Source organism: Pseudomonas sp., from assembly GCF_049590575.1.
GTDB lineage: Bacteria > Pseudomonadota > Gammaproteobacteria > Pseudomonadales > Pseudomonadaceae > Aquipseudomonas.
Genome location: NZ_JBAWDE010000343.1, coordinates 1 through 19,885, shown reverse-complemented (window position 1 = coordinate 19,885; position 19,885 = coordinate 1). Strand labels below are relative to the sequence as shown.

Sequence of the window (19,885 nt, the reverse complement as noted above, 5' to 3'; positions counted from 1 at the left end):
ACAGGGGACTGCATTGCAAATGTGGGAGCGGGCTTGCTCGCGAAGGGGCCCTCAAGGCCAGCACACAACTCTACTAAGGAACCCACCATGCAAAACTGGCAACGCTCGGTGATCTACCAGATCTACCCGAAAAGCTTCCACAGCCACGCGGGTAATGCCACCGGTGACCTGCTGGGCATCGTCGACAAACTCGACTACCTCAAATGGCTCGGCGTGGATTGCCTGTGGATCACCCCGTTCCTGCGTTCGCCGCAACGCGACAACGGTTACGACATCAGCGACTACTACGCCATCGACCCCAGCTACGGGACCATGGCCGACTGCGAGTTGCTGATCAGCGAAGCCGCCAAGCGTGGCATCACGCTGATGCTCGACATCGTGGTCAACCACACCTCCATCGAACACGAGTGGTTCCAGCAGGCGCGCAGCAGCCTCGATAACCCGTACCGCGACTTCTATATCTGGCGTGACCAGCCGAATAACTGGGAATCCAAGTTCGGCGGCTCGGCCTGGGAATACGAAGCGCAAACCGGCCAGTATTTTCTGCACTTGTTCGACCACACCCAGGCCGACCTCAACTGGGACAACCCCCAGGTGCGCGCCGAAGTGTTCAAGCTGATGCGCTTCTGGCGCGACAAAGGTGTGGGCGGTTTCCGCCTGGACGTGATCAACCTGATCTCCAAGCCCGCCGATTTCCCCGAAGACAGCAGCGACGGCCGCCGCTTCTACACCGACGGCCCGAACGTGCACGACTACCTGCAGCAAATGCACCGCGAAGTCTTCGAAGGGCATGACCTGATCAACGTCGGCGAGATGTCGTCCACCAGCCTTGGGCACTGCATTCGTTATTCGAATCCAGCGTCCAAAGAGTTGTCGATGACCTTCAACTTTCATCACCTGAAAGTCGATTACCCGAACCTGCAAAAGTGGGTGAAGGCTGACTTCGATTTCCTGCAACTCAAGCAGATTCTCTCCGACTGGCAACTGGGCATGCAGGCCGGTGGCGGCTGGAACGCGCTGTTCTGGTGTAACCATGATCAGCCGCGCGTGGTCTCGCGCTTTGGTGATGACGGCGAGCACCGCGTAGTCTCGGCCAAGATGCTCGCCACCGCGTTGCACTTCCTGCAGGGCACGCCGTTCGTGTACCAGGGCGAAGAGCTGGGCATGACCAACCCGGGTTTCGACAGGATTTCGCAGTACCGCGATGTGGAGACCCTGAACATCTTTCGCCTCAAGCGTGACGCCGGCGAATCCGAAGCCTCAAGCATGGCGGCGATCATGCAGAAGTCGCGCGACAACAGCCGCACGCCGATGCAATGGAACGGCCAGGCGAATGCTGGTTTCAGTACGGGTGAGCCGTGGATTGGCATTCCGGCCAACGCGGCGCAGATCAACGTCGAGAACCAGTTGGACGACCCGGACTCGGTGCTGCACCACTACCGCGCGCTGATCGCCTTGCGCCGTCACGAACCGCTGATTCAAGAGGGCGTTTACCGCCAACTGCTGCAGGACCACCCCAAGGTGTGGGCCTACCTGCGCGAAGGCCAGGACGAGCGACTGCTGGTGCTCAACAACTTCTACGGTCAGCCCTGCGAAATCCAGCTGCCGGACGGCGTCATCGGCGCAAGCGAGCAACGCCTGCTGATCAGCAACTACCCCGACTGCCCACCGCGTACGAGCACGCTGGTGTTGCGGCCTTACGAATCCTTTGTGCTGCACCTCAAGGACTGAGACCTGCTGTAACCCCTGTATGGGCGTGCAGGGGCGCTTTGAAAAAACATAATAAAAATATCGGAGTGCTTTATGAAAACAACAATAAAGCTGGGCCTTGTTGCGTCTTGTCTGAGCCTGCCTTTCGGTGCTCAAGCCGTGGAATTTGCCGGTTACTTGCGCAGTGGCGCAGGGACTTCAACCGGCAGTGGCAAGCAGCAGTGTTTCCAGTTGCCGGGGGCGCAAACCAAATACCGCTTGGGCAACGAATGCGAACAGTACGCCGAACTGGAATTGCGCCAGGACCTGCTGACCTTTGATGACGGCTCGGTGCTCAGCGTCGACGCCATGGCCTCCCTGTACAACAAGTACGACCGCGCCCTCAAGTTCCAGGGCGAAAACAACGGCACCGCGCGCATGCCGCAGATGTATGCGCAGTGGTCCAACCTGCCCAGCCTGAATGGCGGTTCGCTGTGGGCCGGTCGGCGTTACTACAAGCGGAACGACATCCATATCTCCGACTTTTACTACTGGAACCAGAGCGCCACCGGCGGCGGTATCGAGGACGTGCTGATTGGCGATTTGAAATACAGCTACGCGATTTCGCGCAAGGACAACCTGTACCAGAAAGACTACGCCACCCGGCACGACTTCAACGTCGCAGGCTTCACGACCAACCCCGGCGGCGAGCTGGAGCTGGGCTTGAGCTACATCGAAAAGGCCGGCGGGCGGGATACCAACAGCGGTTGGGCGCTGACGGCGCAGCACGTGCAGAAACCCTTCCTCGGCGGCAAGAACAAATTCGCCCTGCAGTACGGCGAAGGGCCCGGCACCGGCCTGGGCTACACCGGCAATACCTTCCTCGATAAAAGCAGCAAAAGTTACCGCGCCGTGGAGTTCTTCGACTGGCAAGCGACCCCGCGTTTTGGTGGGCAGGTCGAGGCCGTGTATCAGAAAGATATCCGCCCAGGCAGCCAGGACCAGACCTGGATGTCCATCGGCGTACGGCCGGCCTATGCGATCAGCGAGCAGTTCAAATTGGTCACCGAACTTGGCCACGACCAGGTCGACGCCAGCGGCGGCACGCGCAAGCTGAGCAAATTTACCTTCGCCCCGACCTGGTCGCCCAGCGGTCCGGAGTTCTGGGCACGCCCGGAAGTGCGTGTGTACTACACCTATGCAACGTGGAACCAAGCCGCCAAGCGTGCGGCGAATGAGCTGGCGGCGGGGTCGGCGTTGTCCGACACCGGAGCCTATGGCACCGCGCGGCATGGGTCGAATGTGGGTGTGCAAGTCGAATACTGGTGGAAATAAGTGTGGAGGGGGCTTTGTTGCCTCAGGATTTATATCCACCCGATGATTTTAAGAACACAACAACAGGTGAAGTCATGACCACAACTCAACCCCTGGAACTGCTGGCGCCCCTGTCCGGGGTGCTGCTGGCGCTGGACCAGGTGCCCGACCCGGTGTTCTCCAGTCGCGTTATTGGCGACGGCGTGTGCATCGATCCCACCTCGCAGACCCTCTGCGCGCCGCTGGCCGGGGTGATCAGCACCGTCCAGGACAGTGGGCATGCGGTCAGCGTCACCGACGACAACGGCGTCCAGGTGCTGCTGCATATCGGCCTGGACACCGTGAACCTGGCGGGCCAGGGCTTCACGGCGCTGGTCCGGGAAGGCCAGCGGGTAGAGGCCGGGCAACCGCTGATTGAGTTCGATGCCGACTACGTGGCGCTTAATGCGCGCAGCCTGCTGACCCTGATGCTGGTGGTCAGCGGCGAGCCGTTCACCCCGCTGGTACGCGGCGTGGTGGAGCGGGGCCAGCCGTTACTGCGGGTCATGCCCGCCGATGGCGCGGAAGATGCGGCCGAGGCAGAGGGCGATGCACTGTTCTCCAAACCGCTGACCTTGCCCAACGCCAATGGCTTGCATGCCCGTCCGGCAGCGGTATTGGCCCAGGCGGCGAAAGGGTTCAGCGCGAGCATTTACTTGCACAAACACACCCGGAGCGCCAACGCCAAGTCGCTGGTGGCGATCATGGCGCTGCAGACGGAGCAGGGCGACAGCTTGCAAGTCAGTGCGGCCGGTGAGGATGCAGAGGCGGCGATCGAGGCACTGGTCGCGCTGTTGGCACAGGGGTGCGGCGAGACCGTTGCAGCACCGGCCGAGCTGACTGCGCCGCTCGCGTCGGCAACCCTGCTGCGTGGTGTGCGCGCCTCACCGGGTTCGGCGTTTGGCCAGGTGGTCCAGGTGGCTGAGCCCGAGCTGACGATCACTGAACAAGGCGCTGGCGTAACGGCCGAGCGTGCCGCACTGCAACGTAGCCTGCTGGCCGCAAGCGAGGCGTTGCAAACCTTGCAGGCCCAGGCCGTCGGCAGTGCCCAGGCGCAGATCTTTCGTGCCCATCAGGAACTGCTCGAAGACCCAACCTTGTTGGAGCAAACCCACGCCGCGCTGGCCGAAGGCAAGAGCGCCGCCTATGCCTGGAACCGCGCCACGCTGGCGACCGCCGAGCTGCTCCAGGGTCTGGCCAATACGCTGCTTGCCGAGCGGGCGGCCGACCTGGCGGATGTGGGCCAGCGCGTCCTCAAACTGATCCTCGGCATCCCGGACCGCGCATGGGATTTACCCGAGCGCGCGATCCTCATCGCCGAGCAACTGACTCCCTCGCAGACTGCCGGCCTGGACACACAAAAGGTGCTGGGGTTTGTCACCGTCGGCGGTGGTGCTACCAGCCATGTGGCGATCCTTGCGCGTGCGCTCGGCCTGCCGGCGATTTGCGGTGTACCCGTGCAAGTGTTGGCGCTGGCCAATGGTAAACAGGTGCTGCTCGACGCCGACAAAGGCGAGCTGCACCTGGACCCGAACCTGGCCGAAATCGAACAATTGGAAGCTGCGCGCAAGCAGCAGTTAGTGCGACATCAGCGCGATGTGAAGCAAGCCTTTATGGCCGCTATCACCCGTGACGGCCATCAGGTCGACGTCAGCGCCAACGTCGCTTCCCTGCAAGAGGTTGAGCAAGCCCTGACCCTGGGAGGCGAGGGCGTCGGCCTGTTGCGTTCGGAGTTCCTGTACCTGGACCGCAACCGCGCGCCGAGCGTTGATGAACAGGCTGCGACCTACAGCAGCATCGCCCGCGCGCTGGGCACCGAGCGCAATTTGGTGGTGCGCACCCTGGATGTGGGCGGCGATAAGCCGCTGGCCTATGTGCCGATGGACCCCGAGGCCAACCCGTTCCTGGGCTTGCGCGGGATTCGCCTGTGCCTGGAGCGCCCGGAGCTGTTGCGCGAACAGTTTCGCGCGATCCTCGCCAGTGCCGGGCTGGCGCGCCTGCATATCATGCTGCCGATGGTCAGCCTGGTGACGGAGCTGCACCTGGCACGCAAAATCCTGGAAGAAGAGGCGCTGGCGCTAGGGCTCACCGAGCTGCCCAAACTGGGCATCATGATCGAGGTGCCGTCCGCGGCCTTGATGGCGGACGTGTTCGCGCCGCATGTGGATTTCTTCTCGATCGGCACCAATGACCTGACTCAATACACCTTGGCCATGGACCGCGATCACCCGCGCCTGGCCAGCCAGGCCGACAGTTTGCACCCGGCGGTATTGCGCCTGATCGCCACCACCGTCAAGGCCGCCCACGCCCATGGCAAGTGGGTGGGCGTGTGCGGGGCGCTGGCGTCCGAAGCGCTGGCGGTGCCGGTGCTGATCGGGCTGGGTGTGGATGAACTGTCGGTCAGCGTGCCGCTGATCCCGACCATCAAGGCCAGCGTGCGCGCACTGGACCTGGTCGAGTGCCAGACGCTCGCCTGCCAGGTGCTGGGCCTGGAAGAAGCCGCGCATGTGCGCGAGGCCTTGCGGGCTTACCTGATGGCGAACGTTGAAACCTCACCTGTCGTGGAGCACTGAGCATGTTCGAGAAATTGCAGCGGGCATTCTGGAAAGCCCTCACGCCTGATTTGATTGCCGAGACGCCACCAGAGCCAAGTTTACTGTCGGCCGAGGTGCTCATGGCGTTGGGTGGGGCAGATAACCTCAATTCACAGCAGCGCGTAGCGCTGACGCGAGTGCGCGTGCAGTTGCAGGATGCGGGGCGGTTGAATGAGCCGGCGCTGAAGGCGGCGGGTGTACCAGATGTGATGGTATTGGCGGGCGGTGTGGTGCATCTGCTCATCGGCCTCTAAGCCAGGCGCAGATCCATATGTGGGAGCGGGCTTGCTCGCGAAGAGGGAGTGTCAGTCACCCGATGTATCGACTGATATAGCGCCTTCGCGAGCAAGCCCCACGTTGGTTTTTGCAGTGTTTTTATAACGACGGGTTATCTTCCGGCGGCTTGGTCTTGTCCACGCCCGGCACGTGCAGGTTGCCTTCGACCACCTGGTTGCCTTCCAGCTGCGGCTGGGTCACCCAGGTGAGGATGTCGTAGTAGCGCCGGATGTTCGCCACAAAGTGCACCGGCTCGCCGCCCCGGGCGTAGCCGTAGCGGGTCTTGCTGTACCACTGTTTCTGCGACAGGCGCGGGAGCATTTTCTTCACGTCCAGCCACTTGTTCGGGTTCAGGCCTTCCTTCTTCGCCAGCGTGCGCGCGTCCTCCAGATGGCCGGTACCCACGTTGTAGGCGGCCAGGGCGAACCAGGTACGGTCGGGCTCGGCGATGCTGTCGTCCAGCTCGTCCTTGATCTTGGCCAGGTACTTGGCGCCGCCCATGATGCTTTGCTTGGCATCCAGGCGGTTGGACACGCCCATCGCCTGGGCGGTGTTCTGGGTCAGCATCATCAGGCCGCGCACGCCGGTCTTGGAGGTCACGGCCGGCTGCCACAGCGATTCCTGATAGCCGATGGCGGCCAGCAGGCGCCAGTCGACCTTTTCTTCCTTGGCGTAGGCCCGGAAGTGCTTCTCGTATTTGGGCAGGCGCTGCTGCAGATGCTGGGCGAAGGTGTAGGCGCCGACATAGCCGAGGACATCGACGTGCCCGTAGTAGCGGTCTTTGAGGCGCTGCAGCGTGCCGTTCTTCTCGACCTTGTCCAGGTAGCTGTTGATCTCGTTGAGCAGGCTGTTGTCGTCGCCCGCCGCCACGGCCCAGCTCTGGTTGCTGGCATTGCCCAGGTCGAACGCCACGCGCACGTTGGGGAAGTACACCTGGTTCATCGCCACTTCGTTGGAGTCGACCAGGGTCAGGTCGATCTGGCCCTCGTCGACCATGCGTAGCAGGTCGACCACTTCAACGGCGTCGGATTCTTCGTATTCAATCGCAGGGTTCTGTTTCTTCAGCTCGGCCAACTGCTCGGCGTGGGTGCTGCCCTTGAGCACCATGATCTTCTTGCCTACCAGGTCCGCCGGGGTGGTCGGGCGGGATTGGCCGTTGCGGTAGATGATCTGCGGGGTCACTTCCAGGTAAGGATGTGAGAAACGCACCTGCTTCTGGCGCTGCTCGCTGCTGACCAGGCCGGCGGCGGCCAGCACCGGGCCATTGGGTTTGCCCAACTGGCCGAACAGGTCATCGAGGTTGTCGGCGGTCTCGATTTCCAGCTTTACCCCCAGGTCGTCGGCAAAGCGCTTGACCAGTTCGTATTCGAAACCGGTTTCACCGTTGCGGTCCTGGAAATAAGTCGCCGGGCTGTTGCGGGTAACCACCCGCAGTACGCCATCCTCCTTGATTCGCTCGAGCGTGCTGGGTTTATCAACACAGGCGCTGAGCATCAGGAAGAGTCCGGTTGCGATGAGCCATTTGGCGCAGCGCGGGCGCAAAGCAGTTGGGGAGAACATCTGCGCAGTATACGCAAACGGCCCACGGCGCCATATCTCGACAGCGGCGGACTTGTCTGCTAGCGCCGCCAAAACTGTGCTGCAGCCCGCAGAAACGTGGCCTGGGGGCGGTTTATGACGGTTAAAATAACTGCACCACCAGCCTTGGAAAATGCCCCGATAGCGTGCAAACCCTGCCAACTGACGTTCGGCAGCGGCCACCCGTGCCGTTTCGGGTGCCGTTGGCGCAGGTTTACGCTAGAATGCACGGCCTCAAAGCACACCCCCTTCCCGAGGCTGTCCCGAAGATGTTGATCCTGCGCGGCGCTCCTGCCCTTTCTGCCTTTCGCCACAGCAAACTCCTTGAACAACTGAGCCAGAAGGTTCCAGCGGTTACAGGCCTGTATGCTGAATTTGCTCACTTCGCCGACGTTACCGGCGTGTTGACCGCCGACGAACAGCAAGTGCTCGCACGCCTTCTGAAGTACGGCCCCAGCGTTCCTGTTCAAGAGCCGACCGGCCGCTTGTTCCTGGTTCTGCCGCGGTTCGGCACCATCTCGCCCTGGTCCAGCAAGGCCAGCGACATCGCCCGCAACTGTGGCCTGGAAAAAATCCAGCGCCTGGAGCGCGGTATCGCTTTCTACGTCGCAGGCCAGTTCAGCGATGCCGAAGCCGAGCTGATCGCCAGCAGCCTGCACGACCGCATGACCCAGATCATCGTCAGCCAGTTGGAACAGGCTGCCGGCCTGTTCAGCCACGCCGAGCCCAAGCCGCTGACCGCGATTGACGTGCTTGGCGGTGGCCGCGCCGCCCTCGAGAAGGCCAACACCGAACTGGGCCTGGCTCTGGCTGAAGACGAGATCGACTACCTGGTCAACGCCTTCACCGGCTTGAAGCGCAACCCGCACGACATCGAACTGATGATGTTCGCCCAGGCCAACTCCGAGCACTGCCGTCACAAGATCTTCAACGCCAGTTGGGACATCGACGGCGAGAGCCAGGAAAAAAGCCTGTTCGGCATGATCAAGAACACCTACGTGATGCACAGCGAAGGCGTTCTTTCTGCTTATAAGGACAACGCCTCGGTGATCGTCGGCTCCGTCGCCGGCCGCTTCTTCCCGGACCCTGAAACCCGCCAGTACGGCGCGGTGCAGGAGCCGGTGCACATCCTGATGAAGGTTGAAACCCACAACCACCCGACCGCGATTGCCCCGTTCCCTGGCGCAGCCACCGGTTCCGGCGGCGAAATCCGCGACGAAGGCGCCACCGGCCGTGGCGCCAAGCCAAAGGCGGGCCTGACCGGTTTCACCGTGTCCAACCTGCAGATCCCAGGCTTCGAACAGCCGTGGGAAGTGCCGTACGGCAAGCCTGAGCGCATCGTCACCGCGCTGGACATCATGATCGAAGGCCCGTTGGGCGGCGCCGCGTTCAACAACGAATTCGGGCGTCCGGCGCTGACCGGTTACTTCCGTACCTTCGAACAGTCCATCACCACGCCGCGTGGCGATGAAGTGCGTGGTTACCACAAGCCGATCATGTTGGCCGGCGGTATGGGCAACATCCGTGAAGAACACGTCAAGAAAGGCGAGATCCTGGTCGGCTCCAAACTGATCGTGCTCGGCGGCCCGGCGATGTTGATCGGCCTGGGCGGCGGCGCTGCTTCCTCGATGGCCACCGGCACCAGCTCGGCTGACCTGGACTTCGCTTCCGTACAGCGCGAAAACCCAGAGATGGAGCGTCGCTGCCAGGAAGTCATCGACCGTTGCTGGCAGTTGGGTGACAAGAACCCGATCAGCTTCATCCACGACGTCGGCGCGGGCGGTCTGTCCAACGCCTTCCCGGAACTGGTCAACGATGGCGACCGCGGTGGCCGTTTCGAACTGCGCAATATTCCAAACGACGAGCCGGGCATGGCCCCGCACGAAATCTGGAGCAACGAATCCCAGGAACGCTACGTACTGGCGGTTGGCGCCGAAGACTTCGCGCGCTTCCAGGCCATTTGCGAACGCGAGCGCTGCCCGTTTGCCGTGGTCGGCGAAGCCACTGCCGAACCGCAGTTGACGGTCACCGACAGCCACTTCGGCAACAGCCCGGTCGACATGCCTCTGGAAGTGCTGTTGGGCAAAGCTCCACGCATGCACCGTTCGGCGGTCCGTGAAACCGAGCTGGGCGATGATTTCGACCCAAGCACACTGGACCTGACCGACAGCATCGAGCGCGTGCTGCACCACCCGGCGGTTGCCAGCAAAAGCTTCCTGATCACCATCGGCGACCGCACCATCACCGGCCTGGTTGCCCGCGACCAAATGGTCGGCCCGTGGCAGGTGCCGGTGGCCGACGTTGCCGTCACCGCCACCAGCTTCGACGTGTACACCGGTGAAGCCATGGCCATGGGCGAGCGCACGCCGCTGGCGCTGCTGGACGCTCCGGCGTCGGGCCGCATGGCGATTGGTGAAACCCTCACCAACATCGCTGCGTCGCGCATCGGCAAGCTGTCCGACATCAAGTTGTCGGCCAACTGGATGTCCGCTGCCGGCCACCCCGGTGAAGATGCGCGCCTCTACGACACCGTCAAGGCTGTCGGCATGGAGCTGTGCCCGGAGCTGGGCATCACCATTCCGGTGGGCAAGGACTCGATGTCCATGGCCACCCGTTGGAACGAAGACGGCACCGACAAGAGCGTTACCTCGCCGCTGTCGTTGATCGTCACCGGTTTTGCGCCGGTTACCGACATCCGCCAGACCCTGACCCCGCAACTGCGCATGGATAAGGGCACCACCGATCTGATCCTGATCGACCTGGGCCGTGGCCAGAACCGCATGGGCGCCTCGATCCTCGCGCAAACCCACGGCAAGCTCGGCAAGCACGCGCCGGACGTGGATGACGCCGAAGACCTCAAGGCCTTCTTCGCCGTGATCCAGGGCCTGAACGCCGACGGCCACGTGCTGGCTTACCACGACCGTTCCGACGGCGGCCTGCTGACCAGCGTGGTGGAAATGGCCTTCGCCGGTCACTGCGGTCTGAATATCGTGCTCGACAGCGTTGCCGAGGATGCTTCCGAAATCAACGGCATCCTGTTCAACGAAGAGCTGGGCGCGGTGATCCAGGTTCGCCAGGATGCTACCCCGGACGTACTCGCACAGTTCAGCGCTGCTGGCCTGGACGATTGCGTGGCGGTGATCGGCCAGCCGATCAACAACGGCGAGATCAATATCTCCTTCAATGGCGACACGGTATTTGCCGGCCAGCGCCGCTTGCTGCAACGCCAGTGGGCTGAAACCAGCTACCAGATCCAGCGCCTGCGCGACAACGTTGAATGCGCCGAGCAGGAATTCGACGTGATCCTGGAAGAGGACAACCCGGGCCTGAGCACCAAGCTCAGCTTCGACGTCAACCAGGACATCGCCGCGCCCTACATCAAGAAAGGCATCCGCCCACAAGTGGCGGTCCTGCGCGAGCAGGGCGTCAACGGCCAGGTGGAAATGGCGGCCGCGTTCGACCGCGCCGGCTTCAATGCGATCGACGTGCACATGAGCGATATCCTCGCCGGTCGCGTTGACCTCAACGCGTTCAAAGGCCTGGTGGCCTGCGGTGGTTTCTCCTACGGCGACGTGCTGGGTGCCGGTGAAGGCTGGGCCAAGTCGGCGCTGTTCAACAGCCGTGCGCGCGATGCGTTCCAGGGCTTCTTCGAACGCAATGACAGCTTCACCCTGGGTGTGTGCAACGGTTGCCAGATGATGTCCAACCTCAGCGAACTGATCCCGGGCAGCGAGTTCTGGCCGCACTTTGTGCGTAACCGTTCCGAGCAGTTCGAAGCCCGTGTGGCCATGGTGCAGGTGCAGGAATCCAACTCGATCTTCCTGCAGGGCATGGCCGGTTCGCGCATGCCGATCGCCATCGCCCACGGTGAAGGGCATGCCGAGTTCGAAAGCGAAGAAGCCTTGCTCGAAGCCGACCTGTCCGGCTGCGTGGCCATGCGTTTCGTCGACAACCACGGCAAGGTCACCGAGACCTACCCGGCCAACCCGAACGGCTCGCCGCGCGGGATCACCGGCCTGACCAGCCGCGACGGCCGCGTGACCATCATGATGCCGCACCCGGAGCGTGTGTTCCGCGCCGTGCAGAACTCGTGGCGCCCGGAAGAGTGGGACGAGGACGGCGCGTGGATGCGCATGTTCCGCAACGCCCGCGTGTGGGTGAACTAAGGCGGTGTACAAGCTCAGCTTCTTTGTGCCCGACAGCCATGTGGAGACGGTAAAAGCCGCCGTCTTCGCGGCCGGTGGCGGGCGCATCGGCGACTACGACAGCTGTGCCTGGCAGGTGCTGGGCCAGGGCCAATTCCGTGCGTTGGACGGCAGCCAGCCGTTCATCGGGCAAGTCGGCCAGGTGGAAGTGGTTGAAGAGTGGAAGGTTGAGCTGGTGGTGGCCGATGCGTTGATCGTGGCCGTTGTGGCCGCATTGAAGCTCAGCCACCCCTATGAAACCCCGGCCTATGAAGTCTGGCAGTTGGCGGATTGCTGATCCGCCGGCTGTAAAAAACAAACCCGCTGGGCCATGACGGCCAGCGGGTTTTTTAGTGCGCGACGGTTATGGCGCAGGGACCAAATCCATGTCTGCCCTTAGCATCTCTAACAGGGCGAACAGGTTTCGGAAACGCTGTTGTTGTTTGTCCCAACGCTCAATGAAGAACCACCCGTTGTCGTCCACTTGAATCGGCGTGGTGACGATTTCTCCGGTTCGCGAGCGGTGTATCAGCCGGGTCTCGGCAGTGGAAGGGCGCTCGATCAGGTAGTGACCGGCCTTTGTCAGCCGCGCGTGGTCAGCCGGTACAAACGGCGCCTGCACCCATGCATCAGCGTGGCCGACTTCAAGTTTGAAGTCACTGCGCAAGGCGGGGGACACGAGGGTATGCAGATCGCTTTCCCAGTAGCCGGGGTGAATGGTTTTGGCGGCACCCGGCGCCGAATCACGTACATGCAGGCTGACCGCGCCTTGCAACTCTGCCAGCCCCGGCACCCCGAGGTTGGTATTGGTGTGGGCACTGCCGACGAAGGCGATCCACTTATGGGCGCCTTGGGCGGCCTGGTCGGCCTCGATGACCTTGGACGCGAAATAGCTGAACATCCGGTTTCGCGTGAGGCTGTCGTCGCCCGGCACGCCCTTGAGGTGATAGCTCGCAGCACAATCAAGGGCTCTGACGCGGATGCCATATTTGCCGGCGGCCTGAACCACCTGGGTGTAGGTGTCGGCGCCGGAGTAGAGCGGCATGTGCCCCGCATCCTGTTGCTTGAGGTAGGCCTTGAGCCGGGGGGCCAGGCGTTGGGTGCGCTGGAACAGGTCCAGTTCGGCCTGGTGCAGGTCGGTGAGCAGGTGTTCGATGTACAGGGTTTCGTAGCCGGCCTCCTTGATCTGTTTCATCTGGGTTCTCAGCAGGGCTTTGCTTGCCTTGTGGCCATGCCCTTCGCCGATCACCAGCCCCGAAAAGGCGCTGTCGGCCACCTGTTTGAGGAAGGATTCCGGCGTCGTTGCCGCCGTCACGGTCGGCAGTGCGGCGCGTGGCGTCGCAACATAGCCGGCAAAAAAACCGTCGGCGGTGGTTTGCAACCGAGTGCGGGTTTGCACGAACGCACTGAACGCATTCGCACGGGTCGGCGGAAACGGCGTGTAGCGGCTGTCCAGCCCATGGGGTTGGTCGGCCAGGTGGGCAATATCGTCCCGAAGTGACGGCGCAATATCGAAGGCATCGAAGTGTTCGACCGCGACCGGTACGACCGTCGGTGGCACGCTTGGCGCCGGGGCCTTGAGCGTGGTGTTCAGGGTCAGGCGGTAGTCGCCCTTGGCCAGAGGGTCTCCAGGTATGGCGCCGGGAGTATCGAGCCAGAGGCCGACCGGTTGCGCCGCGCCCACATCCTCGATGCGCAGCGCAACGGCGTCCTGCAGGTCGGCCAGGCCTGGCGTCTGCTGGAAGGTCCGCAGCCTGGAGGGCTCCACCAGTGCAACCCAGCGCTCCTGCGGGGTATCGGTCATGTCGGCCTGGATCACCTTGTGCGAATAGAAGTTTCTAAGGTCATTGCCCCGTGGCGTGGTGGGCGGTGTGTCGCCCATCAGCAGCGCATTGTCCAGTTGATAGCTGGTGCTGGCATCCAGCGCCTTGACCTTCATGCCTTTTTCCCGCGCTTTGCGTACGAGGGCCAGGTAGCCGTTTTTCGCGTCGCTGGCGAAGCCGAAGGCGCTGTCGACGAGGGTCAGGTGTTGCTTGATATGGCGCCAGGATTTCCCCTGATTGAGCTTCTCCAGCTTGACCCGGAAGACATCCCCCGGCACGTATTCCAGGTACAGCGTCTTGAAGCCTTGCTCGACCAGCGCATCGAAATTGTCGATCAGCGTCTGTTTTGCAGCAATGGAGGTGGGTACGGCGCCGACTATCAGGTGTTTGTTGCCGGCGAATGCCTCGCTGGCGATCAGGCTGGCGAATGAACGGCTGGCTTCGACGGGGGCCAGGTCCGTCACGGCGGGCAGCGGCACGAAATCCCGGAAAAAGATGTGGGCGTCCGTGGTCAGGCGTCCCACCTGTTGTTCATAGGCCGCCCGCGCCGGGCGCAGATGCCGGATGGACTCGTCCAATTGTATGTGTGGAGGGATCTGCAGGACCTGGGCGCTGGTCAACATCTTGGTTTTGAATTGCGGGTCCAGCAGGGACTCGATATCTCGCCAGTATTTCGCCGGGATCCCGTAGTCCTTATGTGGCCCAGGTGATTCCGGCACGTTTTCATACTTCGGTGCGCCACCGACGACGCCGCTGCGCACCCAAGCCCCGTCGGGGGTTTGCACGGCCAGGCGCGAGGTCGACACCAGCCCGCCGCTGGCTGGGTCCAGGCGGTACAGCAAATAGCGACCGATCGGATCCGGTGCCTTGGGCGCCCAGAGGGAGCGCCCCTCGAATACCACGGGCTGCATGCCGGCGGCTGTGGGGGGCGTGGGTTCAAGCTGGCTGATCAGTTGCAGTGCGCGGCTTTGTTCGACGGCACCACCACTCAGGCGCAAGGGTTTGCCGATGGGGTTGAGCGCGCGCAGCGCCGGGCGCAGGTCGGTGAGCAGCGCGCCGGCGCTGTTGAACAGGTAGCCGAGGAAGTGCTCGAAGGCCGCCGAGGTATCGCCCTGATGGTAAGCATGCAGCGCGAGCATGGCGTCCTTGAAGGCCAGCAGCAGGCCGGTGCTCAGGCTCACAATCGGAAACGGCGCGGTGGCCACCGCAGCCACCCACTCCACGCAGTTCCAGAGAATGCCGGTAATCATCTGTGTGCGGTTCACGGTGGTGGCCGCCACGTCATCGATCTTGCGTTGCAGCTTCATGTCGTACAGCGCCCAGTGCAGGTCCGTCACCACCGGCACCGAGCGGGTGGTGTCGTAACGTGCCGGGCTGATGCTGGTTTTATCCAGCTGTTCGGGGAGCAGGCGCCGGGCTTCCTCGAGGAAGATGCGGACCCGGTTGCGCGCTTGCACGCCCACCCGTTCGGTGAGGTAGGCGAGCATGCCCGGCTGTTTTTTCAACAGGTAATTGAACAGTCGGGCTTCGCGGAAACTGATGCCGTCCGGTGCGTGTGGGGTGTACAGCAGCACCGGGTTATCCCCATGGCTGAACAGCCAGGTGTCGATGACCCATTCCCCGTCGATCATCAAGCGGTGCAGCGCATAGTCGTTGCGCACCCGCACCGTGGTGTCGCCCAGGCTGGCGATACTGCGTTCCAGCCACTGCAAATCGATGGCGGCGAGGTGCCCTTGCAATTGGCATTCAATCGCGGCGCTGTGCATCTGCCATTGAGTGATGGCCAGCACGGTCCTGCGCCTGAGCTCATACGCAGGCTCCCGGGCATTGAGCAACTCGGCGCGCAGGGCCTGGGTGTAGCGTTGGCCGATCCACACCCCTGTGACCGAGCGTGCAACCTGCTCGGCGCTCAGCGTACTCAGGTCGATACCCTGCGGGCCCCTGAACCGCGCCGAGCGTGAAAACTTCTCATCGAGAAATCCCACACCGTCGGCATAACCATCGCGGTACAGCTGGGTGTAGGTCAGCGGGGGCGGTGTCCATGCACCGATCAGCGCAGGCGGCGAATACGCCCATAGCGTGTCCGGGTCGACATCGTTCTGCGGCCGGCCGAGCAGTTGGTTCAGGCGTTGCCGGGCCTGTTGGTGCAGGTAGGTCTCGAAGCTTGGGAAGCTGGCTTCCGAGAACGCCTGGCGGTTGTAGGTGGCGAGGGTGTTTTCGGCGTTGTCGCTGAGGGTCAGCAGCGTGCGCCGGGTCTCGTTGCTGGCTGCGCGATACCACCCCGGCGTGCTGAATTCGTAGTCATCAATGCGTGTGCGCAGCACATGCTCGGCCATTGCGCGCAGGCAATCCTGGTGGCTGGCGGCGGGGTTGAAGGTCAGCTCCTGATGTTCCTGGGCATCGGGCTTGAAGCTCAGGCCGCTCAGGACGCTTTGCATGGTCTGGCGAAAGCGCAGGGGCACCCGTGTGATCAGGTAGTCGGTCAGGGTGCCGGGCGGCGCTTTGTGGCCGTTGTCCAGGGCCCAGCCGAGGATATGCGCCTGGCATTGGGCCTCGGTGTCGAACGCCTGGAATTGTTGCTCACGCGGTGCGTCGGGCGTACACAGCAGCACGCGTTGCACGGTTCCGCTGGCGTCGGCCTGGCGCAATACCCACAGGTCCTGCAGCTGTGCCCCATGCAACGACAAGGCGCTGGCGCCCAAGCTGGCGGCGCTCAGCAGTGGGTCGGTGCCCGTGCGCAGGCGCTGGATCAACTGGTAGTCGCTGTCGCTCAGGTGGTTTTGCAGCACCGCGGTGTAGGCCAGTGCGTTGATGCGTCGATCCAGCATCTGCTCAATCGCCTGGCGCACCTCGACACGTGCATGCAGCGTTTTCTGTACGTCTGCAAATGCCAGGCGCGGTTGCAGGCTGCCCAATTGTCGGGCCAGCCACGTCGGAGTGAGGTCTTGGTAGGCGTCGGGCAAGGCCGCGCCGTGGTAGGTCAGCGTGGTCTTTTGCAGAAAGTCCGAGCCCGGCAGTTCATCGCCGGTGTGCAGCCCGCGCAGGGCCAGGTCGATCAGGTTGCGCTGATGTTCGTACGGGCCGATGCCGACCATCATGCGCTGGGTGGTGACCTGCACATGCTCCGGCTCCAGGTCATCGATCTCCAGCTCGTCGCTCAGGCGTTCCAGCCATTGATGGCGTGCCAGGGCCTGCGGGGTGGTGGCCGGGCCCAGCAGGTCGAGCAGCGCCTGGCGCGCCAGGTTGTAGTCGCCCAGGTGTTCGGCCAGTTCAAGGCGCCGGGCTTCGCTGGCGCTGCGGTACCAGTCGGGCGCGGTCAGGCGCAGGCAGCGTTCGAGTACCGCCTGGGCACGCAGTTCGAGGCGGGCGCTGAAGTCGGGCAGGGCGTTGCTGATAGCCAGGTCCAGGGCCTGCATCAGTTGTTCGGCGTCGCGCTGCGGGTTGTCGGCGAAGCTCAGGGCGCGCTGGACATCCTCAGTGCGCTTGTTCACCAGCCCATCGAAAATATGCTCAAACAACGGTTTTTCAACGATCGATGCCAGCGCCATTGGCCAGATCCCCGCTGCCGTCAAAGCCTGGTAACGCGCGGGCAGCAGGGCCATGAACTCGCGGCGGCCGGTGGGGTGCTCGACGAGTTGCTGCAGGCGGGTATTGAGCTCACCCAACGAGTCGAAGGCTTCGATCCCGCGCAGCGGTGTGAACAGCAACACGCGGCCAACGGGTTCGGCGGACGTCAGGTCGTTCACCTCGGGCGTGTTTTTTTCCGTGGCGACAAAGGCTCCCGCCAATTCGACGATGTGCTCCTGGTAACGCATCGTCAGCGCATACAGGCCTGGGCGCAACGCAGGTACTGAGCCTGCCTTGCCCAGTATCGCGGCATCCAGCGGCTGCAACAGGCGATCCTGAACGCCCAGCCGGGCTTCGTTTTCCAGCGCGGTCAGGCCGGCCTCGTGGGTCATGAAAGCCTTGCGCGGCCTGCCGCCGATGGTGTCGCGCAGGTCCATGTCCAGCAGTTGGGTGTTCAGGTTGACGCTGAGCGAGGCGACCAGCGCCTTGCCTGCGTCACTGTGCAAGTCGCTGCCCTGCAACCCTTGGTAGAGGGTGCGGCCGTTGAGCAGGAATGCCCGGTGATACGCCTGCAGGGTGGTGTTGATCCGCTCCAGATAAGCCTGTTCCTCAGAGGGCTTATGGGGTGACAACAGCGGCGTCGGCGATTGAAGCAAGTGGTGGCCGATCTGGTGCAACGCGCCTTTGATCTCGTCGAAAGACAGGGTGGAAGTGCTCACTGGCACATTCTCCATGCTGAGGGTTAGAAGCTTCAGCTTGGAGAATGGCGCTGCGGCGGGAGCGGTAGATAAGTAGGTGGGGGTATTGGAGGGGGCCGATTGGGCGTGCTCGCGACGAGGCCAGAACAGCCGCTACGGCGCTAAACCCTGACGCCGATCTCACGGCCACTGAGCAACCGCTCCAACGCCTCACCCAATCCCGAGGCCTTGTCGCCCATCAACAGGTGCCAAACCCCGCTATCCAACTGGCTGACGCCTTGGCACCCAAGCGCGGTCAGCTGCGATTCTAACAGTATCGAATCGTCTGCCAATTCCACCCGCAACCGGGTCATTGCCACCGCATCCAGCTGCCGCACATTCGCGCGACCGCCCAGCGCATTCAGCCACTGCTCGGCGTGCTGCACGTTCACTGCTACCGGCTTATCCACAGGCGCAACCGACACCGGTACAGCGGCGACAAACCCCGGCATCGCCAGGCGAATTTCATCAGCAATGCTGTCGGCCATCGGCCCCACCACCACCTGCAAGCTGCCGCCGTTGCCGGGGCGAACCACGGCCATCGCGCCGAGTGCTTTCAGGTCTGCGTCCACCGCTTTGTTGCGATCGACCATGTCCAGGCGCAGGCGCGTGGTGCAGGCGCCGACGCTGAGCAAATTTTCCGCGCCGCCAAGGGCGCGGATATAGGCACCGGCGCGCTGGTTGTCGCTCATTGCTTCAGCCGGTGCAACCTGGATATCTTCGCGCCCCGGCGTCTTCAGGTTGAAGCGGCGGATGCAGTAGTTGAACACGCTGTAGTAGATCAGCGCATACGCCAGGCCCACCGGCACCACCAGCCAGCCATTGGTGGACTTGCCCCAGCCGAGCACCATGTCGATAAACCCACCGGAGAAGGTAAAGCCCAAGTGGATATTCAACATATTGGTGATTGCCATCGACAGGCCGGTGAGCAGCGCATGCAGCAAATACAAGAATGGCGCGAGGAACATAAAGGCGAATTCAATCGGCTCGGTCACCCCGGTCAGGAACGAGGTCAGCGCCATCGACAGGAAAATCCCGCCCATGACTTTGCGCCGCTCCGGCAAGGCGTTGCGGTACATCGCCAGGCACGCGGCGGGCAGGCCGAAGAGCATCACCGGGAACATACCGGTCATGAACTGGCCACCTTTCGGGTCGCCGGCGAAGTAGCGGGTCAGGTCACCAGTGACCACCGCGCCGGTCGCAGGATCAGTGAACGAGCCGAACACAAACCAGGCCATGTTGTTGAGGATATGGTGCAGGCCAGTGACGATCAGCAGGCGGTTGAACACACCAAACACGAACGCGCCAAAGCTGCCGCTTTCCATCAGCAGCACGCCGAAGCTGTTGATGCCGTGCTGGATCGGCGGCCAGATCAGGCCAAAGATCACCCCCAGCGCCACCGCCGAAAACCCGGTGACAATCGGCACAAACCGCCGCCCGCCGAAGAACGCCAGGTACTCCGGCAACTTGATGTCCTTGAAGCGGTTGTACAGCGCGCCCGCCATCAAGCCGCTGGCGATACCGGCGAGCATGCCCATGTTGATGCTGGTGTCCATCACCTTGAGCGTGGAGACCATCACCAAATAGCCAATCGCACCGGCCAGCCCGGCCGTGCCGTTGTTGTCGCGGGCAAACCCCACGGCAATGCCGATGGCGAAGATCAGCGCCAGGTTGGCGAAGATCGCCTGCCCGGCGTCGTGCATCACGGCGATGTTCAACAGGTCGGTGTCACCCAGGCGCAGCAGCAGGCCGGCAATCGGCAAGATGGCGATGGGCAGCATCAATGCACGGCCCAGGCGTTGCAGCCCTTCGATGAAAATCTGATACATGGCGGGTCTCCTTTTTCTTGTTGTTGTCAGCTCAGCGGCCAGTGGTGTTTGCAGGCTTGGCGAACCGCCTTGGCGCTGCTCAGGTTGAGCAGGCCTTGGCTGAGTTGCCGGCATTGCGCCGCGTCCAGGTGGCGGACGCGGTCCTTGATTTCTGCGATTTGCGGCGGGCTCACCGACAGCTCGCTGACCCCCAGGCCGACCAGCACCGGCGTGGCCAGCGGGTCCGAGGCCAAGGCGCCACACACGCCCACCCAA

Annotated in this window: 10 protein-coding genes; 6 read left to right on the top strand and 4 right to left on the bottom strand. The window is 63.0% G+C overall.

Annotated features, from left to right (window positions below; translation table 11 throughout):
- Positions 1–87: 87 nt before the first annotated feature.
- The 4 genes from treC to WBR57_RS23530 all read left to right on the top strand — a co-directional run bounded on the left by treC (position 88) and on the right by WBR57_RS23530 (position 5,890).
- Positions 88–1,731: an alpha,alpha-phosphotrehalase gene (gene treC, locus WBR57_RS23545; RefSeq protein ID WP_424087131.1), complete on the top strand. Its 1,644-nt coding sequence runs from the start codon at positions 88–90 to the stop codon at positions 1,729–1,731.
- Between the two features lie 72 nt (positions 1,732–1,803).
- Positions 1,804–3,024 (top strand): maltoporin, encoded by a 1,221-nt coding sequence (locus WBR57_RS23540; protein WP_424087129.1) that lies wholly within the window; start codon positions 1,804–1,806, stop codon positions 3,022–3,024.
- Between the two features lie 74 nt (positions 3,025–3,098).
- Positions 3,099–5,615 carry a phosphoenolpyruvate--protein phosphotransferase gene (gene ptsP, locus WBR57_RS23535; RefSeq protein ID WP_424087128.1) on the top strand — a complete coding sequence of 839 codons (2,517 nt, stop codon included), beginning with the start codon at positions 3,099–3,101 and terminating at the stop codon, positions 5,613–5,615.
- Positions 5,616–5,617: 2 nt separating this feature from the next.
- Positions 5,618–5,890: a PTS transporter subunit EIIB gene (locus WBR57_RS23530; protein ID WP_424087126.1), complete on the top strand. Its 273-nt coding sequence runs from the start codon at positions 5,618–5,620 to the stop codon at positions 5,888–5,890.
- A 121-nt stretch (positions 5,891–6,011) separates the two neighbouring features.
- Here the strand turns inward: WBR57_RS23530 and mltF are convergent, their stop codons facing one another.
- A complete protein-coding gene (gene mltF, locus WBR57_RS23525) occupies positions 6,012–7,472 on the bottom strand; it encodes a membrane-bound lytic murein transglycosylase MltF (RefSeq protein ID WP_424087124.1) in 1,461 nt (486 codons plus the stop codon).
- Positions 7,473–7,759: 287 nt separating this feature from the next.
- Here mltF and purL point away from each other — a divergent pair, with 287 nt between their 5' ends.
- Together purL and WBR57_RS23515 are read left to right on the top strand one after the other, a co-directional pair.
- Positions 7,760–11,656, top strand: coding sequence for a phosphoribosylformylglycinamidine synthase (purL, locus tag WBR57_RS23520; RefSeq protein WP_424087132.1), 3,897 nt, complete (start codon positions 7,760–7,762; stop codon positions 11,654–11,656).
- Positions 11,657–11,660: 4 nt separating this feature from the next.
- Positions 11,661–11,972, top strand: a complete 312-nt coding sequence (locus WBR57_RS23515) for an NGG1p interacting factor NIF3 (protein ID WP_424087122.1) — start codon at positions 11,661–11,663, stop codon at positions 11,970–11,972.
- A 66-nt stretch (positions 11,973–12,038) separates the two neighbouring features.
- On the opposite strand, the gene WBR57_RS23510 is transcribed toward WBR57_RS23515, so the two are convergent.
- From WBR57_RS23510 to WBR57_RS23500, 3 genes are all read right to left on the bottom strand, one after another.
- Positions 12,039–17,783, bottom strand: coding sequence for a toxin (locus tag WBR57_RS23510; RefSeq protein WP_424087120.1), 5,745 nt, complete (start codon positions 17,781–17,783; stop codon positions 12,039–12,041).
- Positions 17,784–17,923: 140 nt separating this feature from the next.
- Positions 17,924–19,630, bottom strand: a complete 1,707-nt coding sequence (gene nagE, locus WBR57_RS23505; RefSeq protein WP_424087119.1) for an N-acetylglucosamine-specific PTS transporter subunit IIBC — start codon at positions 19,628–19,630, stop codon at positions 17,924–17,926.
- A 26-nt stretch (positions 19,631–19,656) separates the two neighbouring features.
- Positions 19,657–19,885, bottom strand: a 229-nt coding sequence (locus WBR57_RS23500) for a putative PEP-binding protein (protein WP_424087117.1), incomplete at its 5' end; no start/stop codon positions are given.